The 14176-nt window shown below is 60.6% G+C and carries 17 protein-coding genes and 2 tRNA genes; 11 read left to right on the top strand and 8 right to left on the bottom strand.

The features are described from left to right. Window positions 1-98 precede the first annotated feature (98 nt). A complete protein-coding gene (locus tag JCM17207_RS07260) occupies window positions 99-260 on the bottom strand; it encodes a hypothetical protein (RefSeq protein ID WP_238316944.1) in 162 nt (53 codons plus the stop codon). A gap of 1 nt (window position 261) precedes the next feature. Then, complete coding sequence (locus tag JCM17207_RS07255) at window positions 262-990, bottom strand: lysophospholipid acyltransferase family protein (protein WP_238316943.1); 729 nt, start codon at window positions 988-990, stop codon at window positions 262-264. Between the two features lie 330 nt (window positions 991-1320). On the opposite strand from JCM17207_RS07255, the gene JCM17207_RS07250 reads away from it, so the two are divergent. The 5 genes from JCM17207_RS07250 (at window position 1321) to JCM17207_RS07230 (ending at window position 5901) form a co-directional block, all read left to right on the top strand. Beyond that, window positions 1321-2667 (top strand): cysteine peptidase family C39 domain-containing protein, encoded by a 1347-nt coding sequence (locus tag JCM17207_RS07250; protein WP_238316942.1) that lies wholly within the window; start codon window positions 1321-1323, stop codon window positions 2665-2667. 68 nt (window positions 2668-2735) lie between these two features. Beyond that, a complete protein-coding gene (locus tag JCM17207_RS07245; RefSeq protein ID WP_238316941.1) occupies window positions 2736-3341 on the top strand; it encodes a cytidylate kinase-like family protein in 606 nt (201 codons plus the stop codon). A 197-nt stretch (window positions 3342-3538) separates the two neighbouring features. Beyond that, on the top strand, window positions 3539-4882 hold the full coding sequence (locus tag JCM17207_RS07240) for an MATE family efflux transporter (protein ID WP_238316962.1): 1344 nt from the start codon (window positions 3539-3541) through the stop codon (window positions 4880-4882). A gap of 58 nt (window positions 4883-4940) precedes the next feature. Then, window positions 4941-5636, top strand: coding sequence for an HdeD family acid-resistance protein (locus JCM17207_RS07235; RefSeq protein ID WP_238316940.1), 696 nt, complete (start codon window positions 4941-4943; stop codon window positions 5634-5636). 4 nt (window positions 5637-5640) lie between these two features. Continuing rightward, entirely contained in the window at window positions 5641-5901 is a 261-nt protein-coding gene (locus JCM17207_RS07230; protein WP_238316939.1) for a hypothetical protein, read from the top strand. A gap of 83 nt (window positions 5902-5984) precedes the next feature. Here JCM17207_RS07230 and JCM17207_RS07225 read toward each other — a convergent pair whose 3' ends face one another. Next, window positions 5985-6461 (bottom strand): peptidylprolyl isomerase, encoded by a 477-nt coding sequence (locus tag JCM17207_RS07225; RefSeq protein WP_238316938.1) that lies wholly within the window; start codon window positions 6459-6461, stop codon window positions 5985-5987. Between the two features lie 184 nt (window positions 6462-6645). Next, window positions 6646-7278 carry a LexA family protein gene (locus JCM17207_RS07220; RefSeq protein ID WP_238316937.1) on the bottom strand — a complete coding sequence of 211 codons (633 nt, stop codon included), beginning with the start codon at window positions 7276-7278 and terminating at the stop codon, window positions 6646-6648. A 207-nt stretch (window positions 7279-7485) separates the two neighbouring features. Between JCM17207_RS07220 and JCM17207_RS07215 the strand changes: the two genes are divergently transcribed. The 3 genes from JCM17207_RS07215 (at window position 7486) to JCM17207_RS07205 (ending at window position 8089) form a co-directional block, all read left to right on the top strand. Beyond that, window positions 7486-7740 carry a hypothetical protein gene (locus JCM17207_RS07215; protein ID WP_238316936.1) on the top strand — a complete coding sequence of 85 codons (255 nt, stop codon included), beginning with the start codon at window positions 7486-7488 and terminating at the stop codon, window positions 7738-7740. Between the two features lie 137 nt (window positions 7741-7877). Continuing rightward, window positions 7878-7965: transfer RNA gene (locus JCM17207_RS07210), tRNA-Ser, on the top strand. 33 nt (window positions 7966-7998) lie between these two features. Continuing rightward, window positions 7999-8089, top strand: a tRNA-Ser gene (locus JCM17207_RS07205). Window positions 8090-8216: 127 nt separating this feature from the next. Here JCM17207_RS07205 and JCM17207_RS07200 read toward each other — a convergent pair. The 4 genes from JCM17207_RS07200 to JCM17207_RS07185 form a co-directional block, all read right to left on the bottom strand. After that, the gene (locus tag JCM17207_RS07200; RefSeq protein WP_238316935.1) at window positions 8217-8822 is read right to left on the bottom strand and encodes an ABC-2 transporter permease; all 606 of its coding nucleotides are present in this window, start codon (window positions 8820-8822) and stop codon (window positions 8217-8219) included. A gap of 2 nt (window positions 8823-8824) precedes the next feature. After that, complete coding sequence (locus tag JCM17207_RS07195; RefSeq protein ID WP_238316934.1) at window positions 8825-9667, bottom strand: ABC transporter ATP-binding protein; 843 nt, start codon at window positions 9665-9667, stop codon at window positions 8825-8827. Then, window positions 9664-10041 carry a GntR family transcriptional regulator gene (locus JCM17207_RS07190; protein ID WP_238316933.1) on the bottom strand — a complete coding sequence of 126 codons (378 nt, stop codon included), beginning with the start codon at window positions 10039-10041 and terminating at the stop codon, window positions 9664-9666. Before JCM17207_RS07190 ends, JCM17207_RS07195 begins: the two co-directional genes overlap by 4 nt. A 126-nt stretch (window positions 10042-10167) precedes the next feature. Beyond that, window positions 10168-10923 carry a TraX family protein gene (locus tag JCM17207_RS07185; protein ID WP_238316932.1) on the bottom strand — a complete coding sequence of 252 codons (756 nt, stop codon included), beginning with the start codon at window positions 10921-10923 and terminating at the stop codon, window positions 10168-10170. Window positions 10924-11111: 188 nt separating this feature from the next. On the opposite strand from JCM17207_RS07185, the gene JCM17207_RS07180 reads away from it, so the two are divergent. From JCM17207_RS07180 to aguB, 3 genes are all read left to right on the top strand, one after another. After that, complete coding sequence (locus tag JCM17207_RS07180) at window positions 11112-11990, top strand: LysR family transcriptional regulator (protein ID WP_238316931.1); 879 nt, start codon at window positions 11112-11114, stop codon at window positions 11988-11990. A 64-nt stretch (window positions 11991-12054) separates the two neighbouring features. Next, the gene (aguA, locus tag JCM17207_RS07175; RefSeq protein ID WP_238316930.1) at window positions 12055-13161 is read left to right on the top strand and encodes an agmatine deiminase; all 1107 of its coding nucleotides are present in this window, start codon (window positions 12055-12057) and stop codon (window positions 13159-13161) included. A gap of 24 nt (window positions 13162-13185) precedes the next feature. Next, window positions 13186-14076, top strand: a complete 891-nt coding sequence (gene aguB, locus JCM17207_RS07170) for an N-carbamoylputrescine amidase (RefSeq protein ID WP_238316929.1) — start codon at window positions 13186-13188, stop codon at window positions 14074-14076. Window positions 14077-14176: the final 100 nt, after the last annotated feature.

Here is a 14176-nt window from a genome sequence, read left to right as displayed (position 1 = left end):
GGGGTTTTAAATGGATAAAATTTCAGAATTGACCCCGGAAAAAAGAGAAAAAATACGCCTGCCGGGACGAAAAAAGCCCCGCCGAAAGGCGGGGCCGGTTATCTGCGTTTCAGGTCTTGGAGGGTGCGGGGGCGGGTGTAATACCGCCCGTAGGGGTTCTCCAGTTCCGGCGCCGGGGGTGCGGGCCGGGGCGGTTCAGCGGAAGGCGCGGGCCGGGCCGGGCGGGGATGGGGCCGGGCCTTGCAGCGATAGCGGGTCATCTTAATCCAGGTGGGCCAGGATCTGCTGCCGGACCGCTTCGGGCAGGTCTTTCCGCTGATCCTTGGGGGTGCCGGCGGTCTGGATGGGGGGCAGGATCTTCACCCGGACGGTGCCGGGGGTAACCAGGTGGTGGTGCTCCTCGTACCGCCCCCGGGATCCGGAGATGGCCACCGGAACCACCGGGGCCCCGTTTTTGAAGGCGATCTGGAATGCCCCGAACTTAAACTCCCCGATGCCGCCTTCCTCGCCCTTATAGCGGGTGCCCTCGGGGAAGATGATGAAGCTGCGCCCCGATTTGACGGCGGCGGCTGCCTGGTTGAGGGCCCGGACCGAGGCCCGCAGATCCTCCCGCTCCACATAGACACAGCCCAAAAGGTTCATCCACCGGCTCAGCAGGGGGATGTTCCGCAGTTCATCTTTGGACAAAAGGCCGTGGGGGGCGTCCAGGCTGGTGAGCATCAGGGGGATATCAAAACAGCTGCGGTGGTTGCCAACGAAAACGCAGGGGGCGCCGGCGGGGATATTCTCCCGCCCTTCCACCAGAACCCGGATCCCTCCGATCCGGAACAGAGTGTTGCACCAGATGGGGATAAAGTGCCGTACAATCTCGTCGGCCGTGGCATCGTCGCCGGCGGCCCGGGCACGTTCGGCCCGGCGCAAGACGCCGTAATGGGTGAGCATATAGCCGAACAGGTAGATGTAAAATGCCAAGGTGCGAAGCAGATTCATGTCAAAATCCTCCAGCCGAATCCTCGGATGTGTTGTAACCTTATTGTAACATAGTTTGTGAAAAAAGGGGAGAACAAAACGTCGGAAAAGGGTGAAGATAACACTTTTTTTACAAAATCGGGGGGCCTGCCCTTGAAAAATTGGCCCAACACGGGTATATTTAAGATGAGTATCTATAAAATATACAACTTTGCCCCCGCCTTTTTGGCCGTTTCTGGCAGAAAAACCGGCCCGGAACTAGGCCGGCAGCGGGCGGGGCCGTGGATGGGGAGGGGGATATCCTTCCCAAAGGGCAGATCCCCGCGGGGCAAAGCGGAGGAATCATTGCGGATGGAACAAAAAAACAACCTGGTTCTCCAGGGCACCGAGACTTTTTCCCGCGGGGCGCTGGATAATATTGCACTGGAGGGCGGCTGCCTGGTGCTGGACAGCTCAGCGGGGCGGTATCTGCCCTATGGCAGCTATACGACCCCGGAGTTTGCCATGCCGGCTTTCTGCAACCTGAACGTCAGCTGGAACGCCCAGGCCCCGGCCAACACTCTGTTGGAGGTGCGCTGCCGGGTCTATGCCGGGGGCGAGTGGAGCAGCTGGATGAGTTTTGGCAAATGGGCCCCCGACTATCCCCGGTGCAGCGTCCGCTCCCAGAGCGAGGACGGAATGATTTTCCTGCTGGGAGACACCGTCACCGTGGCGGTGCCCGGCGGCGCAGTGGGAGTTCAGCTCCAGGTGAACCTCTCCACCAACGACGAAAAAGCCACTCCGGCGGTGCAGCTGCTGGCGGCGGCGGTGCGGCCCCTGGCCTGGGACAAACAGGTCGGCCGGCCCATCAACCGCAAACTCTATCTGCCGGAATACTGCCTGGCCAGCCACGACCCCAGTTTCGGCCGGGAGATGGATTTGGCCCTGGTGCTGGCGGGGCTGATGAACCGCTGGGGGGAGGATATCCTGCCCGAGGAGCTGGCCTACACCATGCAGGACGGTGACACCCTCAGCGGCCGGAACACCGCTTATGCGGCCGCCGCGGCGGGCAGCTGCGGCTATCCCTGCTGGCAGGCCTGGATGGATCTGCGGGATCTGCGGGCCCAGATCCGGGACAACTGTGCGGTGGCGGTCCAGGTGGAAAACCGCCTGCCCAACCAGCGGGAGCCGGTGGGGATCTGGATGGGGCTGCGGGGCTTTGGCCACGACGACGCAGTGATGGCCGATTACGTTCTGCTCAACGATCCCACTGCCCCCAACGACGGCGCGGTGGCCCGGACCATGGCCCTGACCGATTTTCAGCGGTATTTCACCGGGCGGGCCCTGGTGCTCCACCGCAAACCCCGGGACGCAGCGGCCCAGCGGCCCTGGCGCACCCGGTGCGAGCTGGAAATGGCCGAGGACCGGCGCACCTGTTATTTTGTCCGGCACGGCCAGCGGACCCCTCTGCCGGAGACTTTCGCCGGCTGGATCGCCTACGCGCTCCACGATGGGGTGGCTCACGCCACCACCGCCCACCGGACTTTCCGCCGGATGGAGCGGACCCCGGAGGGCGGGATACTCTTCCCGCCGGACCAGCTGGAGGTCGGCGGCCGGTGCAGCGTCTACGCGGTGGACCAGACCGGCAAAATGCGGGTGGCGGAGATTCAGCTGCCCCGCCGCACACCCCAAGCTTCTGCCGATGAAACAGGAGTCTGATCCTGCCCCGGACGGGGCGGGCAGGGCTTCTGCCATCATATAGCTCAGATTATAGGAGGATATGGATTATGGCAAAGACGATCATTACTGTGGGCCGAGAGTATTGTACCGGCGGGCGCTACATCGCAGAAGATGTGGCCAAGGCGCTGGGCATCAAGCTCTACGACAAGGAGCTCATCACCATGGCGGCCAAACACTCCGGCCTGTCGGAGGAGGCCATTGCTGCCAGCGAGAAAAAGCACACCCACAGCCTGCTGTATAACCTGTACACCGTGGGCAACGACCTGCCTCTGAGCGACCAGGTGTTCATTCTCCAGAGCCGGATCATTAAGGACCTGGCCGAAAAGGGCCCCTGTGTGATCCTGGGCCGCTGCGGCGACTATGTCCTGCGGGAGCGCAAGGACGTTCTGCGGGTCTTCATCTATGCGCCGGTGGAGTGGCGCCGTGAGTACGCCAAGACCAATCCCCTTGTCCAGGCGACCACCGAGAAGGGCATCCGGGAGGAAATCGACAAGACCGACCGCCAGCGCTCGGCCTACTACAACTACTACACCCAGAACCGCTGGGGCGACGCGCACAACTACGATCTGGCCATCAATGCCGAGTTGGGCAAGGAGGCCTGCGTGGAGATGATCCTGGCGGCTGTGGCGGCTAAGGAAAAGGCTGAGGGCTGATTTTCGACCCTGCGGCGTCAAAAAAGCGATGCTTACATGGGTGGGGTGCGTTTGCGCTCTGCCCATGTTTTAGGCATACGGCCAAAACCCCCTGGTTTTGGCCGTGCGCAGATAGATTCACAGAGTGTAAAAGGAGAATTTTCGTGCAAGCAAACGAGAACCAAAAGGCCCTGGGGCAGCAGCCCCAGGAGAACATTATGGGTACCATGGACATCAACCCGCTGCTGATCAAACTCAGCGTCCCGATGATGATCTCCATGCTGGTGCAGGCCCTGTACAACGTGGTGGACTCCATCTTCGTCTCCCACGTGAGCGAGAACGCCCTGACGGCCGTCTCGCTGGCTTTCTCGCTCCAGAACGTCATGATTGCGGTGGGCGTGGGCACCGGCGTGGGCGTCAATGCCCTGCTGTCCAAGTGCCTGGGTGAGAAAAATCAGGATCTGGCCAACCGGACCGCGGAGAACGGCATCTTCCTGTCGATTTGCAGCTGCCTGGTGTTTATGGTCATCGGCTTTACCTGCATGCGGCCTTATTTTGAGGCCCAGACCCAGGATGCGGCTATCATTGAGCAGGGCGTGAGCTATCTGGCCGTCTGCTGCATCTTCAGCCAGGGCCTGTTTATCTCTACCATGATGGAAAAGCTGCTGGCCTCCACCGGCCGCACCCAGTACAGCATGATCAGCCAGCTGGTGGGCGCCGTGGTCAATATTGTGCTGGACCCCATCTTCATCTTCGGCTATTGCGGCGAGGCCCTCTCCGGTACCACCGGCGCGGCGGTGGCCACCGTCATCGGCCAGTTCTGCGGCGCGGGCGTGGGCCTGTACCTCAACCAGTACAAGAACCATGACATTCAGGTTTCCATGCGGGGCTTCCGTCCCGAGCTGCGGGCCATCAAGCGGATCTACGCCGTCGGCATCCCCAGCATTGCCATGCAGTGCGTGGGCAGCATCATGACCTTCCTGATGAACCAGATCCTGATGGCCTTCTCTGCCACGGCAGTGGCCGTCTTTGGCGTCTACTTCAAGCTCCAGAGCTTTGTGTTTATGCCCATCTTCGGCCTGAACAACGGCATGGTGCCCATCATCAGCTACAACTATGGCGCCCGTAAGCCCGACCGGGTCAAAAAGACCATCAAGGCTGCCATCTTCTACGCCGAGTGCATTATGCTGATCGGCTTTGCCATCTTCCAGCTGCTGCCCGACAAGGTCCTGGCCATTTTTGCGGCCAGCGAGACCATGCTGGCCATCGGTGTGCCGGCGCTGCGGATCATCTCCTTCCACTTCCTGCTGGCGGGCATCGATGTCATCCTCAGCTCGGTGTTCCAGGCTCTGGGCAACGGTTTGTTCAGTCTGTACATCTCGGTGGCCCGTCAGCTGGTGGTTCTGCTGCCGGCGACCTGGCTGCTGAGCAAGACCGGCGAAGTGATCAACGTCTGGTGGGCTTTCCTGATTGCGGAGCTGGCCAGCTTGACTCTGAGCACCCTGTTTATGATTTACACCAACAAGAAAGTCATCGCGCCCATGTACGGCAAGACCGCCTGAGAATCGGGCAGTCTCCCGCGGCCGGCTGGACTCGGACAAACAAAAGGAAGTGTCTGTTATGAAAAATCTCAAATGGAATCTGATTTTGATGAGCCTGCTCTATATTGGGCTGGGCATCTTCCTGCTGCTGGGGCCCGGAATGGCGCTGAACATCGTCTGCTATGCGCTGGGCGGTGTGGTGCTGGCCTGTGCGGCGGTCCAGCTGGTGCGGTACTTTACGGCGGAGCGGGGGCTGTTCCAGAGCCAGCTCACCCTGATTTTCGGCCTGGTTTGCCTGGGTCTGGGTGTTTTTCTGCTGATTCGCAGCGATATCGTGGTCCGGATCCTGCCGGTGGTGTTTGGCCTGTTTGTCCTCTTTGACAGCCTGGGCCGGGTCCAGAACGCCCTGGAGCTGCGCCGGTGCGGCTACTCCAACTGGAAGGTCTTTCTGGCGCTGGCCCTGCTCAGCGTGGTACTGGGCGTGGTTATGATTCTGAACCCCTTTGCTACCATGGAGCTGCTGGTCATGGCCATCGGCGTGATTCTAGTGGTGGAGGGCGCCATCAACCTGCTGGGCGGGCTGTATACCGCCCTGGCGGTGCGCCGGTTCAATAAGCTCCACCCCGAAACCCAGTCCCAGCTGGAGGCCCTGGCCGGCCGAGACCTGAACGGCGACGGCATCATCGCACCCGACGTGGCCCCCGCCGATGTGGAGGCCACCGCTGTGGAGCTGGATACAGTGGACGAGAGCGCCGAGGCCCAGCAGGAGGATTGAGACGATGCGCAAACCGATGACCAACCTGGATTTGGCGAAAAATGTCTTTCAGACCATGGTGCTGGGCACGGTGGGCGGATGGCTGGGCAGCTGCCTCTATCTCTGGTGGGATTATCAGGCAGACCCCGGCTTTTACGCCATTCAGTCCGCCCCCTGGTGGGTGGGATTGGTGGTCCGTACTGCGGCTTTTGGACTGCTTTTGGCGGCGGATTTCGGGCTCTACTGGGCCGTGCGCCGCTGGCTGTCCCGGCGGGAAAAGCACTGATGGACTAAAAAACAAAACAAAAAAGGACCCCGACCATTCGATCGGGGTCCTTTTTTGACTTTTTCAGGGGATGCTGCGGGGGCTCAGCCCTCGATGATCTCCACAGTCTTCATCCGAACGGGGGTGGTGGGCTTGTCGTTCCAGTCGGTCTTGACCGAGGCGATCTTATCCACCACATCCATGCCCGAGACAACCTTGCCGAAGGCGGCGTACTGGCCGTCCAGGTGGGGGGCATCCTGGTGCATGATGAAGAACTGGCTGCCGGCGCTGTTGGGATTCATGGCGCGGGCCATGCTGATAACGCCGCGGGTGTGCTTGATGGGGTTCGCGACACCGTTGGAGGCGAACTCGCCCTTGATGTTCCAGCCCGGGCCGCCGGTGCCGTTGCCCAGGGGGCAGCCGCCCTGGATCATGAAGCCGGGGATCACCCGGTGGAAGGTCAGCCCGTCATAAAAGCCCTGGCCGACCAGCTTTTTAAAGTTCTCGCAGGTGATGGGGGCGGCTTCTTCGTTCAGCTCGATCTCGATCACGCCGCCGTCTTCCATGGTAATACGAATCATAAAAGTTCTGATACTCCTTTTCTGGGCCTCCGTCGGGAGGCGGATCACAAAAGGGCCCGGCGCTGTGGCGCAGCGGGCCAAACCGTCGGCCCAAAAGACCGCTCTTAGGTTAGTATAGCATACTTGGCCTTTCTTTTAAAGGGCGTAAAATGTAAAGCTTTTTGCAAAACGAGTCGAAAAGGGGTTACCATTTGGCCTTGGTCTCCACCACACGGCCCGCGATATGCAGCCGGTTCAGGTCGTCGCCCTTGATAACCAGCTCGCTGTAATTGGGGTTGAAGGGCTGGAGAACCACGCAGTTGCCCCGCTGGATATATCGTTTGAGGGTGCCCTCGCCCTCGTCGCCGTAGATCAAAACCCCAAGATCGCCGTTTTCCAGAGTGTCCTGCCGGTGGACCAAAGCCAGGTCGCCGTCCTGGATGCGGGGCTCCATACTGTCCCCCCGGACCACCAGATAGAAATAGTTGGCCGGATCTTTGACCCGGGCATACTCCTGCCCGTAGTCCTCCTCAAAGGCCAGGGCGCCATAGCCCGCTTTTACGACCCCGATCACCGGGATCAGGCTTTCGGCATACCCGCCGAAGAACCGCCCCTCCGTCTCCGAGAGGTGAGCCATGGGGCGGTACAGCCCCAGCAGATAATCTGCGGTGGTGCCCAGCAGAGCAGCGATCCGGGCCACCGTAGCGGGATCGGGGGAGGATTTCCCGCTCTCCCATTTGCCGACGGCCTGCTGCGTGACCCCCAGATGGGAGGCCAGATCAGCCTGGCTCATCCCCTGCTTTTTGCGGCACTGCTTCAAAAGCTCCGAAAACGACATATCCAAACGCCCCTTTACTGTAAACTTGGGTTGCCTTTGAATTTATTATACAACTAAAAAGTGTTCGTGTAAAGAGCAAGTTGTGAGGAAATCGAAATTAAGTTGTAAAAATCCTCTTGACAATCCCGAGAGCTGGGGGTATTATAGAAATGCAGAACAACGAACGGTTGTTCACGTGGTTGTAAAATGCGTCGCAGGAGGTACGGGATGATGAAACAGTTCTTCTGGAAGTTTTGTGTGCTGGCCATTGCGCTTACTATGTTGTTGACGGCAGGCGCCTTTGCAGAGGGAACCATCGGCATTGTAGCGCTGGGGCTGTATGGGCTTTCGACGGTCTGCGGCATCCAGTGGGCCTGTGCCAAGGTGCTGGAGTGGGAGCAGCCCCGGCAGCCTCGCCGGGCCCCGCGGCGCAGCCCGGAGCCCCAGCCCGCTGAATCGGAAAAACCTCTGCGGATCGCTTGATCAGATGGGCGTCCGCCCTGGCATAGGGCCGCTCTTTTGGATTTCTTTTGCAAAATGGTGCAAAATGGGCTTGACAATCTGCGCTGGAACTGGTATTATAATTAGGCATCCGGGGTGGCGCACTGGAATGCCCACGAGGAGAGATGTCCGAGTGGTTTAAGGAAGCAGTCTTGAAAACTGCCGTGCAGCAACGCACCGTGGGTTCGAATCCCACTCTCTCCGCCATTTTTATTGAATAGTCTAAAAGGACTTTGCTCTGGAGTAATACTCAAGAGGCCGAAGAGGCGCCCCTGCTAAGGGCGTAGGTCGGGAAACCGGCGCGAGAGTTCAAATCTCTCTTACTCCGCCAACGAAACCCCTGTGTAACACAAGTTACGCAGGGGTTTCGATTTTTTCCAGAGATTCAAACAGAAAAGGCTGCGGCCCACGCCAGAACGTGAGCCGCAGCCTTTTTGAGCTTTCAGTAGCCGGGGGCGTTACAGCTCCCGTTTTTCATAAAAGAGGATGGACAGCCGCCAGGAACCCAGATAGAGCAGCACCGCGGCCCCGATCACCAGCCAGGAGAACCCATTCAGATATTCATAGAACCCCATCCCAATCAGGAAGGCAATGACGGCGAAGAGGAGGGCGAGCACAAAATAATAGGCTATTCGCCCCTTTTCGCTTCCGAACTTAAAGACAAAGGGCATCAGGATGCTGGGGCCCAAAAGCCCCATCAGGAGGAGCGCGCTGCTCATGGAGAGGAAGTCGAAATTCCCGCCCATGGACAGCCCGATGAGGAGGAGCAGTTCCACTAAAAGAAAGACCACCCCGCCAAAGATCAGCCCGATCAGGTACTTTGCACTGACCAGCTGGGCCCGGGTGCAGGGCAGGGTCAAGCTGTATTTATCCCAGCCGTCCCGTTCATCGTAGCTCAGCAGAGTGACGGGGATCATGCCGACCATTGTCAGCGGATAGAGGAAAAAGAATTGGCTGTTCCGCCCGAAAAAGGAGAGGGCGAAGAAAACTGCGATGACCAGGAGAAAAGAACGGCAGGTTCTGGAAGCAACATAAAATTCTTTTAAAAGCAATGCTTTCATCATGTTTAGACAGCCTCCTTTGCCATAAAGATAAACAGTTCCTCAATGCTCACCGGGCTGACGGGCATCCCGGCGGGGATGCCCTCCCGCCGCACCAGGGCCTGCACCCCGTAGGGGGTGGTTTTCCGGCCCTTGATGGCGTCGGGGTCCAGCTCGGCCAGGGCCTGGGCGCTGCACTGCACCAGGCCGTATTCCTCCAGCAGCAGGTCCTTCTCCTCGCAGAGCATCAGCCGCCCTTTATGGAGGAAGGCGATGTAATCGCAGAGCTTTTCCAGGTCGCTGACGATGTGGGAGGAGATCAGCACCGCGTGGCTCTCCTCCCGGGTGAACTCGATGAAAAGCTCCACCACCTCGTCCCGGACCACCGGGTCCAGCCCCGAAGTGGGTTCGTCCAGAATCAGCAGCTTGGGGTGGTGGGCCAGGGCCACCGCAATGCTCAGCTTCATCTTCATCCCCCGGGAGAAGGTGCCGAAGGCTTTGTTCTGGGGCAGATCCAGCTGCTTGAGGTACTGCTCATAGAGGCCGCTGTCCCAGTTTGTGAATATCCCGGCCATCACTCTGCCGATCTGGAGGGGGTTCAGGCAGTTGGGCAGCCCCGGTTCATCCAGCACCACCCCGATTTCCTGCCGGAGCAGGGGGCTGTTCTCCCGGTTGTCCCGGCCCAGGACTGTGATGCTGCCCCCGTCCCGGCGGATGATGTCCAGAATCAGCTTGATGGTGGTGCTCTTGCCCGCGCCGTTCTCCCCCACCAGGCCCAGGATGCAGCCGCTGGGCAGGGTGAGGTTCAGGTTTTCCAGCCGGAAGCCGGGGTAAGATTTCGACAGATTGCGAATCTCCAGTGCATTCATACCGTTTCCTCCAGATTCAGCTCGATCATTTCCCGCAGTTCCTGGCGGGTCAGGCCGCAGGCTGCGGCCAACTGCCCGATCTGCCGGATGTGGTCCTCGATCTTCTTTAAGGTTTCTTCCCGCAGCAGCTCCACATTTTTCGGGGCCACAAAACAGCCCTTGGCCGGCAGGGTGTAGATGAACCCCTCCCGTTCCAGCTCGTCATAGGCACGTTTGGTGGTCACGACGCTGATCCGCAGATCTTTGGCCAGGTTGCGGATGGAGGGCAGGGCCTCGTCCTGCGAAAGCTCCCCGCTGATGATCTGGTTTTTGATCTGGGTGTAGATCTGGTCGTAAATTGGCGCGCCGCTTTTGTTGTCGATCAAAATAGTCACTTCATCGCCTCCATGACCTAACTGTATATGAACAGTATATACAGTTGTAACAGATGTGTCAAGGGGGAAAACAAAAATCCCTGCGGCGTGTCCGTCAGGACATTCCGCAGGGAAGGTGGCTGGGGCTCAGCCCAGCAGCAGATTGGTTACACAGCCCAAAATTAGGATGTGGACGGGGTAGAAGAGGTAGAACACCCGGCTCAGCCAGGCTGGGCAGCGTCCCCGCTGGCCGTTGTAGAACCAGACCGGCACAAAGGCCAGGGGCCCGGTGAGCTCATAAGCCATCATGGCGGCGCCGGTAACGCACTGGGCCAGCCGGGACTGGCGCATGGCGTAGAGCACGAGAATCAGTGTGACGCCGGTCATGGAGTAGTCGGTCTGGAATAAACCAGCCGCCAGCAGGCAGAAGGCCGCCCCGGCCAGACCTTTCCAGTGGCTGGGGGCGGGCCCCTCCGGCCCGTACCGGCGGAGGAACTCCATCCCTGCCACCCCGAGGAAGAGAGTCCAGTAGACGTTCTGGTGGGCCCAGTAGAAAGGTGTCCGGTAAAAGGCCCAGTCAAAGGGAATCTCGCTGATCAGGGCAAAGAAGAACAGCCGCTTGCCGTAATTGTAGACGCTGTGGGTGTGGAGAAAGCCCTCCACCAATAAAAAGCAGTAGATGGGGAACGCCAGCCGCCCGAACATCCGGAGGGCAAGGTCCAGGGCGTAGACCTGGTCCGGGTTAAGCCCCGAGGCGGCCAGGCGGGTGGGATTCAGCAGCAGCCCCGCCTCCAGGCAGGAGGCGCCGAAGTGGTCCACCAGCATGGAGAGGCAGGCCAGCCATTTGAGGGCAGTGCCGGTCAGGGGTCGGAATTTGGGGCGGGTTTGGGAGGTCTGGGTCATGGGATTCTCCTTTCATAGTCAAAACATCCCCGCCAATCTGTTTTTTGGGCGGATTGGCGCTTGACAAAGGGCGGATGGAATAGTACACTTCAATCAAGAAGATTCACGGTTTTCACACATTAGATGAAAAATATTCACAGCGCGCGCCGGGGCTCCGTATGGGGCCGGCCAGGGGAGGAATGTTCGAGATGACGCTGTTTTCCTATGAGATTTTTGATGCGGTGGCGCGGCAGGGCAGCTTTAACAAGGCGGCCCAGCAGCTCCATCTGACCCCCTCCGCCATCAGTCATGCTATTGCCGTTATGGAGGAGGAGCTGGGCTTTGCCCTCTTTAACCGGGGCAAAAGCGGTGTCACCATGACCAGCTACGGTGCTTCCCTCTACCCGGCCATCCGGGCGGTGCTGAACAGCGACGAGGCTCTCAAGCAGAGCATCGCCCGCCTCAATGGCCTAGAAAAAGGCAAGGTCAAGCTGGGCACCTTCAACTCGGTCTGCGCCTATCTGCTGCCTGACATCCTCAAGAGCTTCAAGGCCCAGTACCCCCAGATCGAGGTGGAGGTCTATCAGGGCACCTACGATGACGTCAAAGAGTGGCTGCGCAGCGGCCAGGTGGACATCGGCTTTCTGGCCTCCAGCTGCCAGGAGGAATTCGTCCTTACCGAGCTTTTGCGGGAGCCCCTGCTCTGCCTCACTCCGGCGGACTGGCCCGCCCCCGAGGGGGGCGTCATGACCCCCGCCATGATGCAGAACCAGAATTTCGTGGTCCAGGGGGACGCCACCGACGCGGATATGCGGCTGTTCTTAAAGAAGTATAAGATCGCCACCCAGCGGTGCTGCCATGTCATCGACGATACCTCCAACATCGCCATGGTGGAGGCCGGGATCGGCATCTCGATCCTGCCCGAGCTGACCCTCAAGCGGTGCACGGCGGACATTCGGGTCTACCCCATCGAACCGGCGGAATACCGGGTGGTGGGGATCACGGTGCCCCGCCCGGCGGCCATGGCCCCGGCAGTGGAGCAGATGTTCCGTCACATCGTCCAGGTCTGCACCGGACACACGGCGTAACCACACTATAACAGAGATCGACTGCGGCTGCAAGCCCTGATGGGCGCCGCAGCAGGAGGAAACCATGCAAATTCGTTCCACCATTCCGGCGGCAGAGGGGTTCCGGATGCCGGCGGAGTATGAGCCCCACCGGGGCTGTATGATGATCTGGCCGGTGCGGCCGGGCTCCTGGCCTTATGGCGGGGCCGAGGCCCAGGGGGCCTTTATCCAGGTGGCCCAGGCCATCGCCGACAGCGAGGAAGTCTGGATGCTGGCGGGGCCGGAGCACCTGGCCCAGGCCCAGGCGGCTTTCGCCCAAGATGAAAAGATTCATGTGCTGTCCATCCCCACCGACGACGCCTGGGCCCGGGATGTGGGCCCCACCTGCGTGGTGAACGAGGCGGGCCAGGTGCGGGGAATCGACTGGCAGTTCAACGCCTGGGGCGGCAGCTTCGATGGTCTGTACGCCCACTGGGAGCAGGACAACGCCGCCGCCCGGGCCATCTGCGAGGCCCTGGGGCTGGACTGCTACGACGCACAGCACTTTGTGCTGGAGGGAGGTTCCATCCACTCGGACGGCGAGGGCACCCTGCTGGTGACCGAGGCCTGCCTGTTGAGCGGCGGGCGGAACCCCCAGCTGACCAAAGAGGAAATCGAGGCCCAGCTGAAACAGTATCTTGGTGTCGAAAAGGTCATCTGGCTGCCCAGGGGCATCTGGGGGGACGAGACCAACGAGCACGTGGACAATATCTGCGCCTTTGTGGGCCCCGCCGAGGTGGTGCTGGCCTGGACCGATGACGAGACCGACCCCCAGTGGGAGCTGAGCAACGCCAGCTTCCGGGTGCTGGAAACGGAGACCGACGCCAAGGGCCGGCCTTTTACCGTCCACAAACTGCCCATCCCCAAAAAGCCGGTCTGCATCACCCAGCAGGAGCTGGACGGCTTTGTCTTTGAGGAAGGGGAGGATCAGCGGGCCGCTGGGGAGCGTCTGGCGGCCAGCTATGTGAACTTCTACATTTCCAACGGCGGAGTGATCCTGCCCCAGTTCGGGGACGAAAACGACGCCGTGGCCGTGGAGCTTTTGGGGCGGCTCTTCCCCGGGCGGAAGGTCTGGCCCATCCCGGCCCGGCCCATCATCGTGGGCGGGGGCAACATCCACTGCATCACCCAGCAGATTCCGGCGGGGCGCTGAACCCCCAAAGACCAAGGAGGAACCATGAGAAAGGTAACCATCGGCGCCGTACAGATGCGCTGCACCTCCTCTGTGGAGGAAAATATCGCCAAGGCCGACGCCCTGGTGCGGCAGGCCGCCGCCCAGGGGGCCAACATCATCCTGCTGCCCGAGCTGTTCGAGCGGCCCTACTTCTGCCAGGAGCGCCGGTATGAATATTACCGCTACGCCCTGCCCACCGCCGAAAACCCGGCGGTGCAGCACTTCCAGGCGGTGGCCAAAGAATTGAACGTGGTGCTGCCGGTCAGCTTTTACGAGCGGGCGGGGACCCAGCTCTTTAATACGGTGGCTATGATCGACGCCGACGGCACCCTGATGGGGATATACCGCAAGACCCACATCCCTGACGACCACTATTATCAGGAGAAATTCTACTTCACCCCGGGGGACACCGGATTCAAGGTCTGGAATACCCGCTGGGGCCGGGTGGGCGTGGGCATCTGCTGGGACCAGTGGTTCCCCGAGACGGCCCGCTGCATGGCCCTGGAGGGGGCGGAGATTCTGCTCTATCCCACTGCCATCGGCAGCGAACCCATCCTGGATTGCGACAGCATGCCCCACTGGCGTCGGTGCATGCAGGGCCACGCGGGCAGCAACCTGGTGCCCCTGGCGGCCGCCAACCGGATCGGCCTGGAGACGGTGGAGCCCTGCGAGGCCAACGGCGGCCAGAAGTCGGCCCTCCAGTTCTATGGCTCCTCCTTCATCGCGGACGAGACCGGCGCCCTGGTGGCCGAGGCCGGCCGGGACACCGAGCAGGTGCTGACCGCTACCTTTGACCTGGATGCCGTGGAGGAAAACCGGCTCAGCTGGGGGATCTTCCGGGATCGTCGGCCCGATTGCTACGGCCGGATCGCCGCCCCCGCTCCCCAGAAATAAGCCAAAATCCCAAGAGAAAAGCCCCCGCCGGGCGTTCGGAACGGAACGCCCGGCGGGGGCTTTGTTTGACTTTTACATGGACAAGACCCCATGCAATTTG

Origin of the sequence: Faecalibacterium gallinarum (assembly GCF_022180365.1) — a bacterium.
Lineage (GTDB): Bacteria > Bacillota > Clostridia > Oscillospirales > Ruminococcaceae > Faecalibacterium > Faecalibacterium gallinarum.
This window is presented reverse-complemented; position numbering and strand designations above follow the sequence as displayed.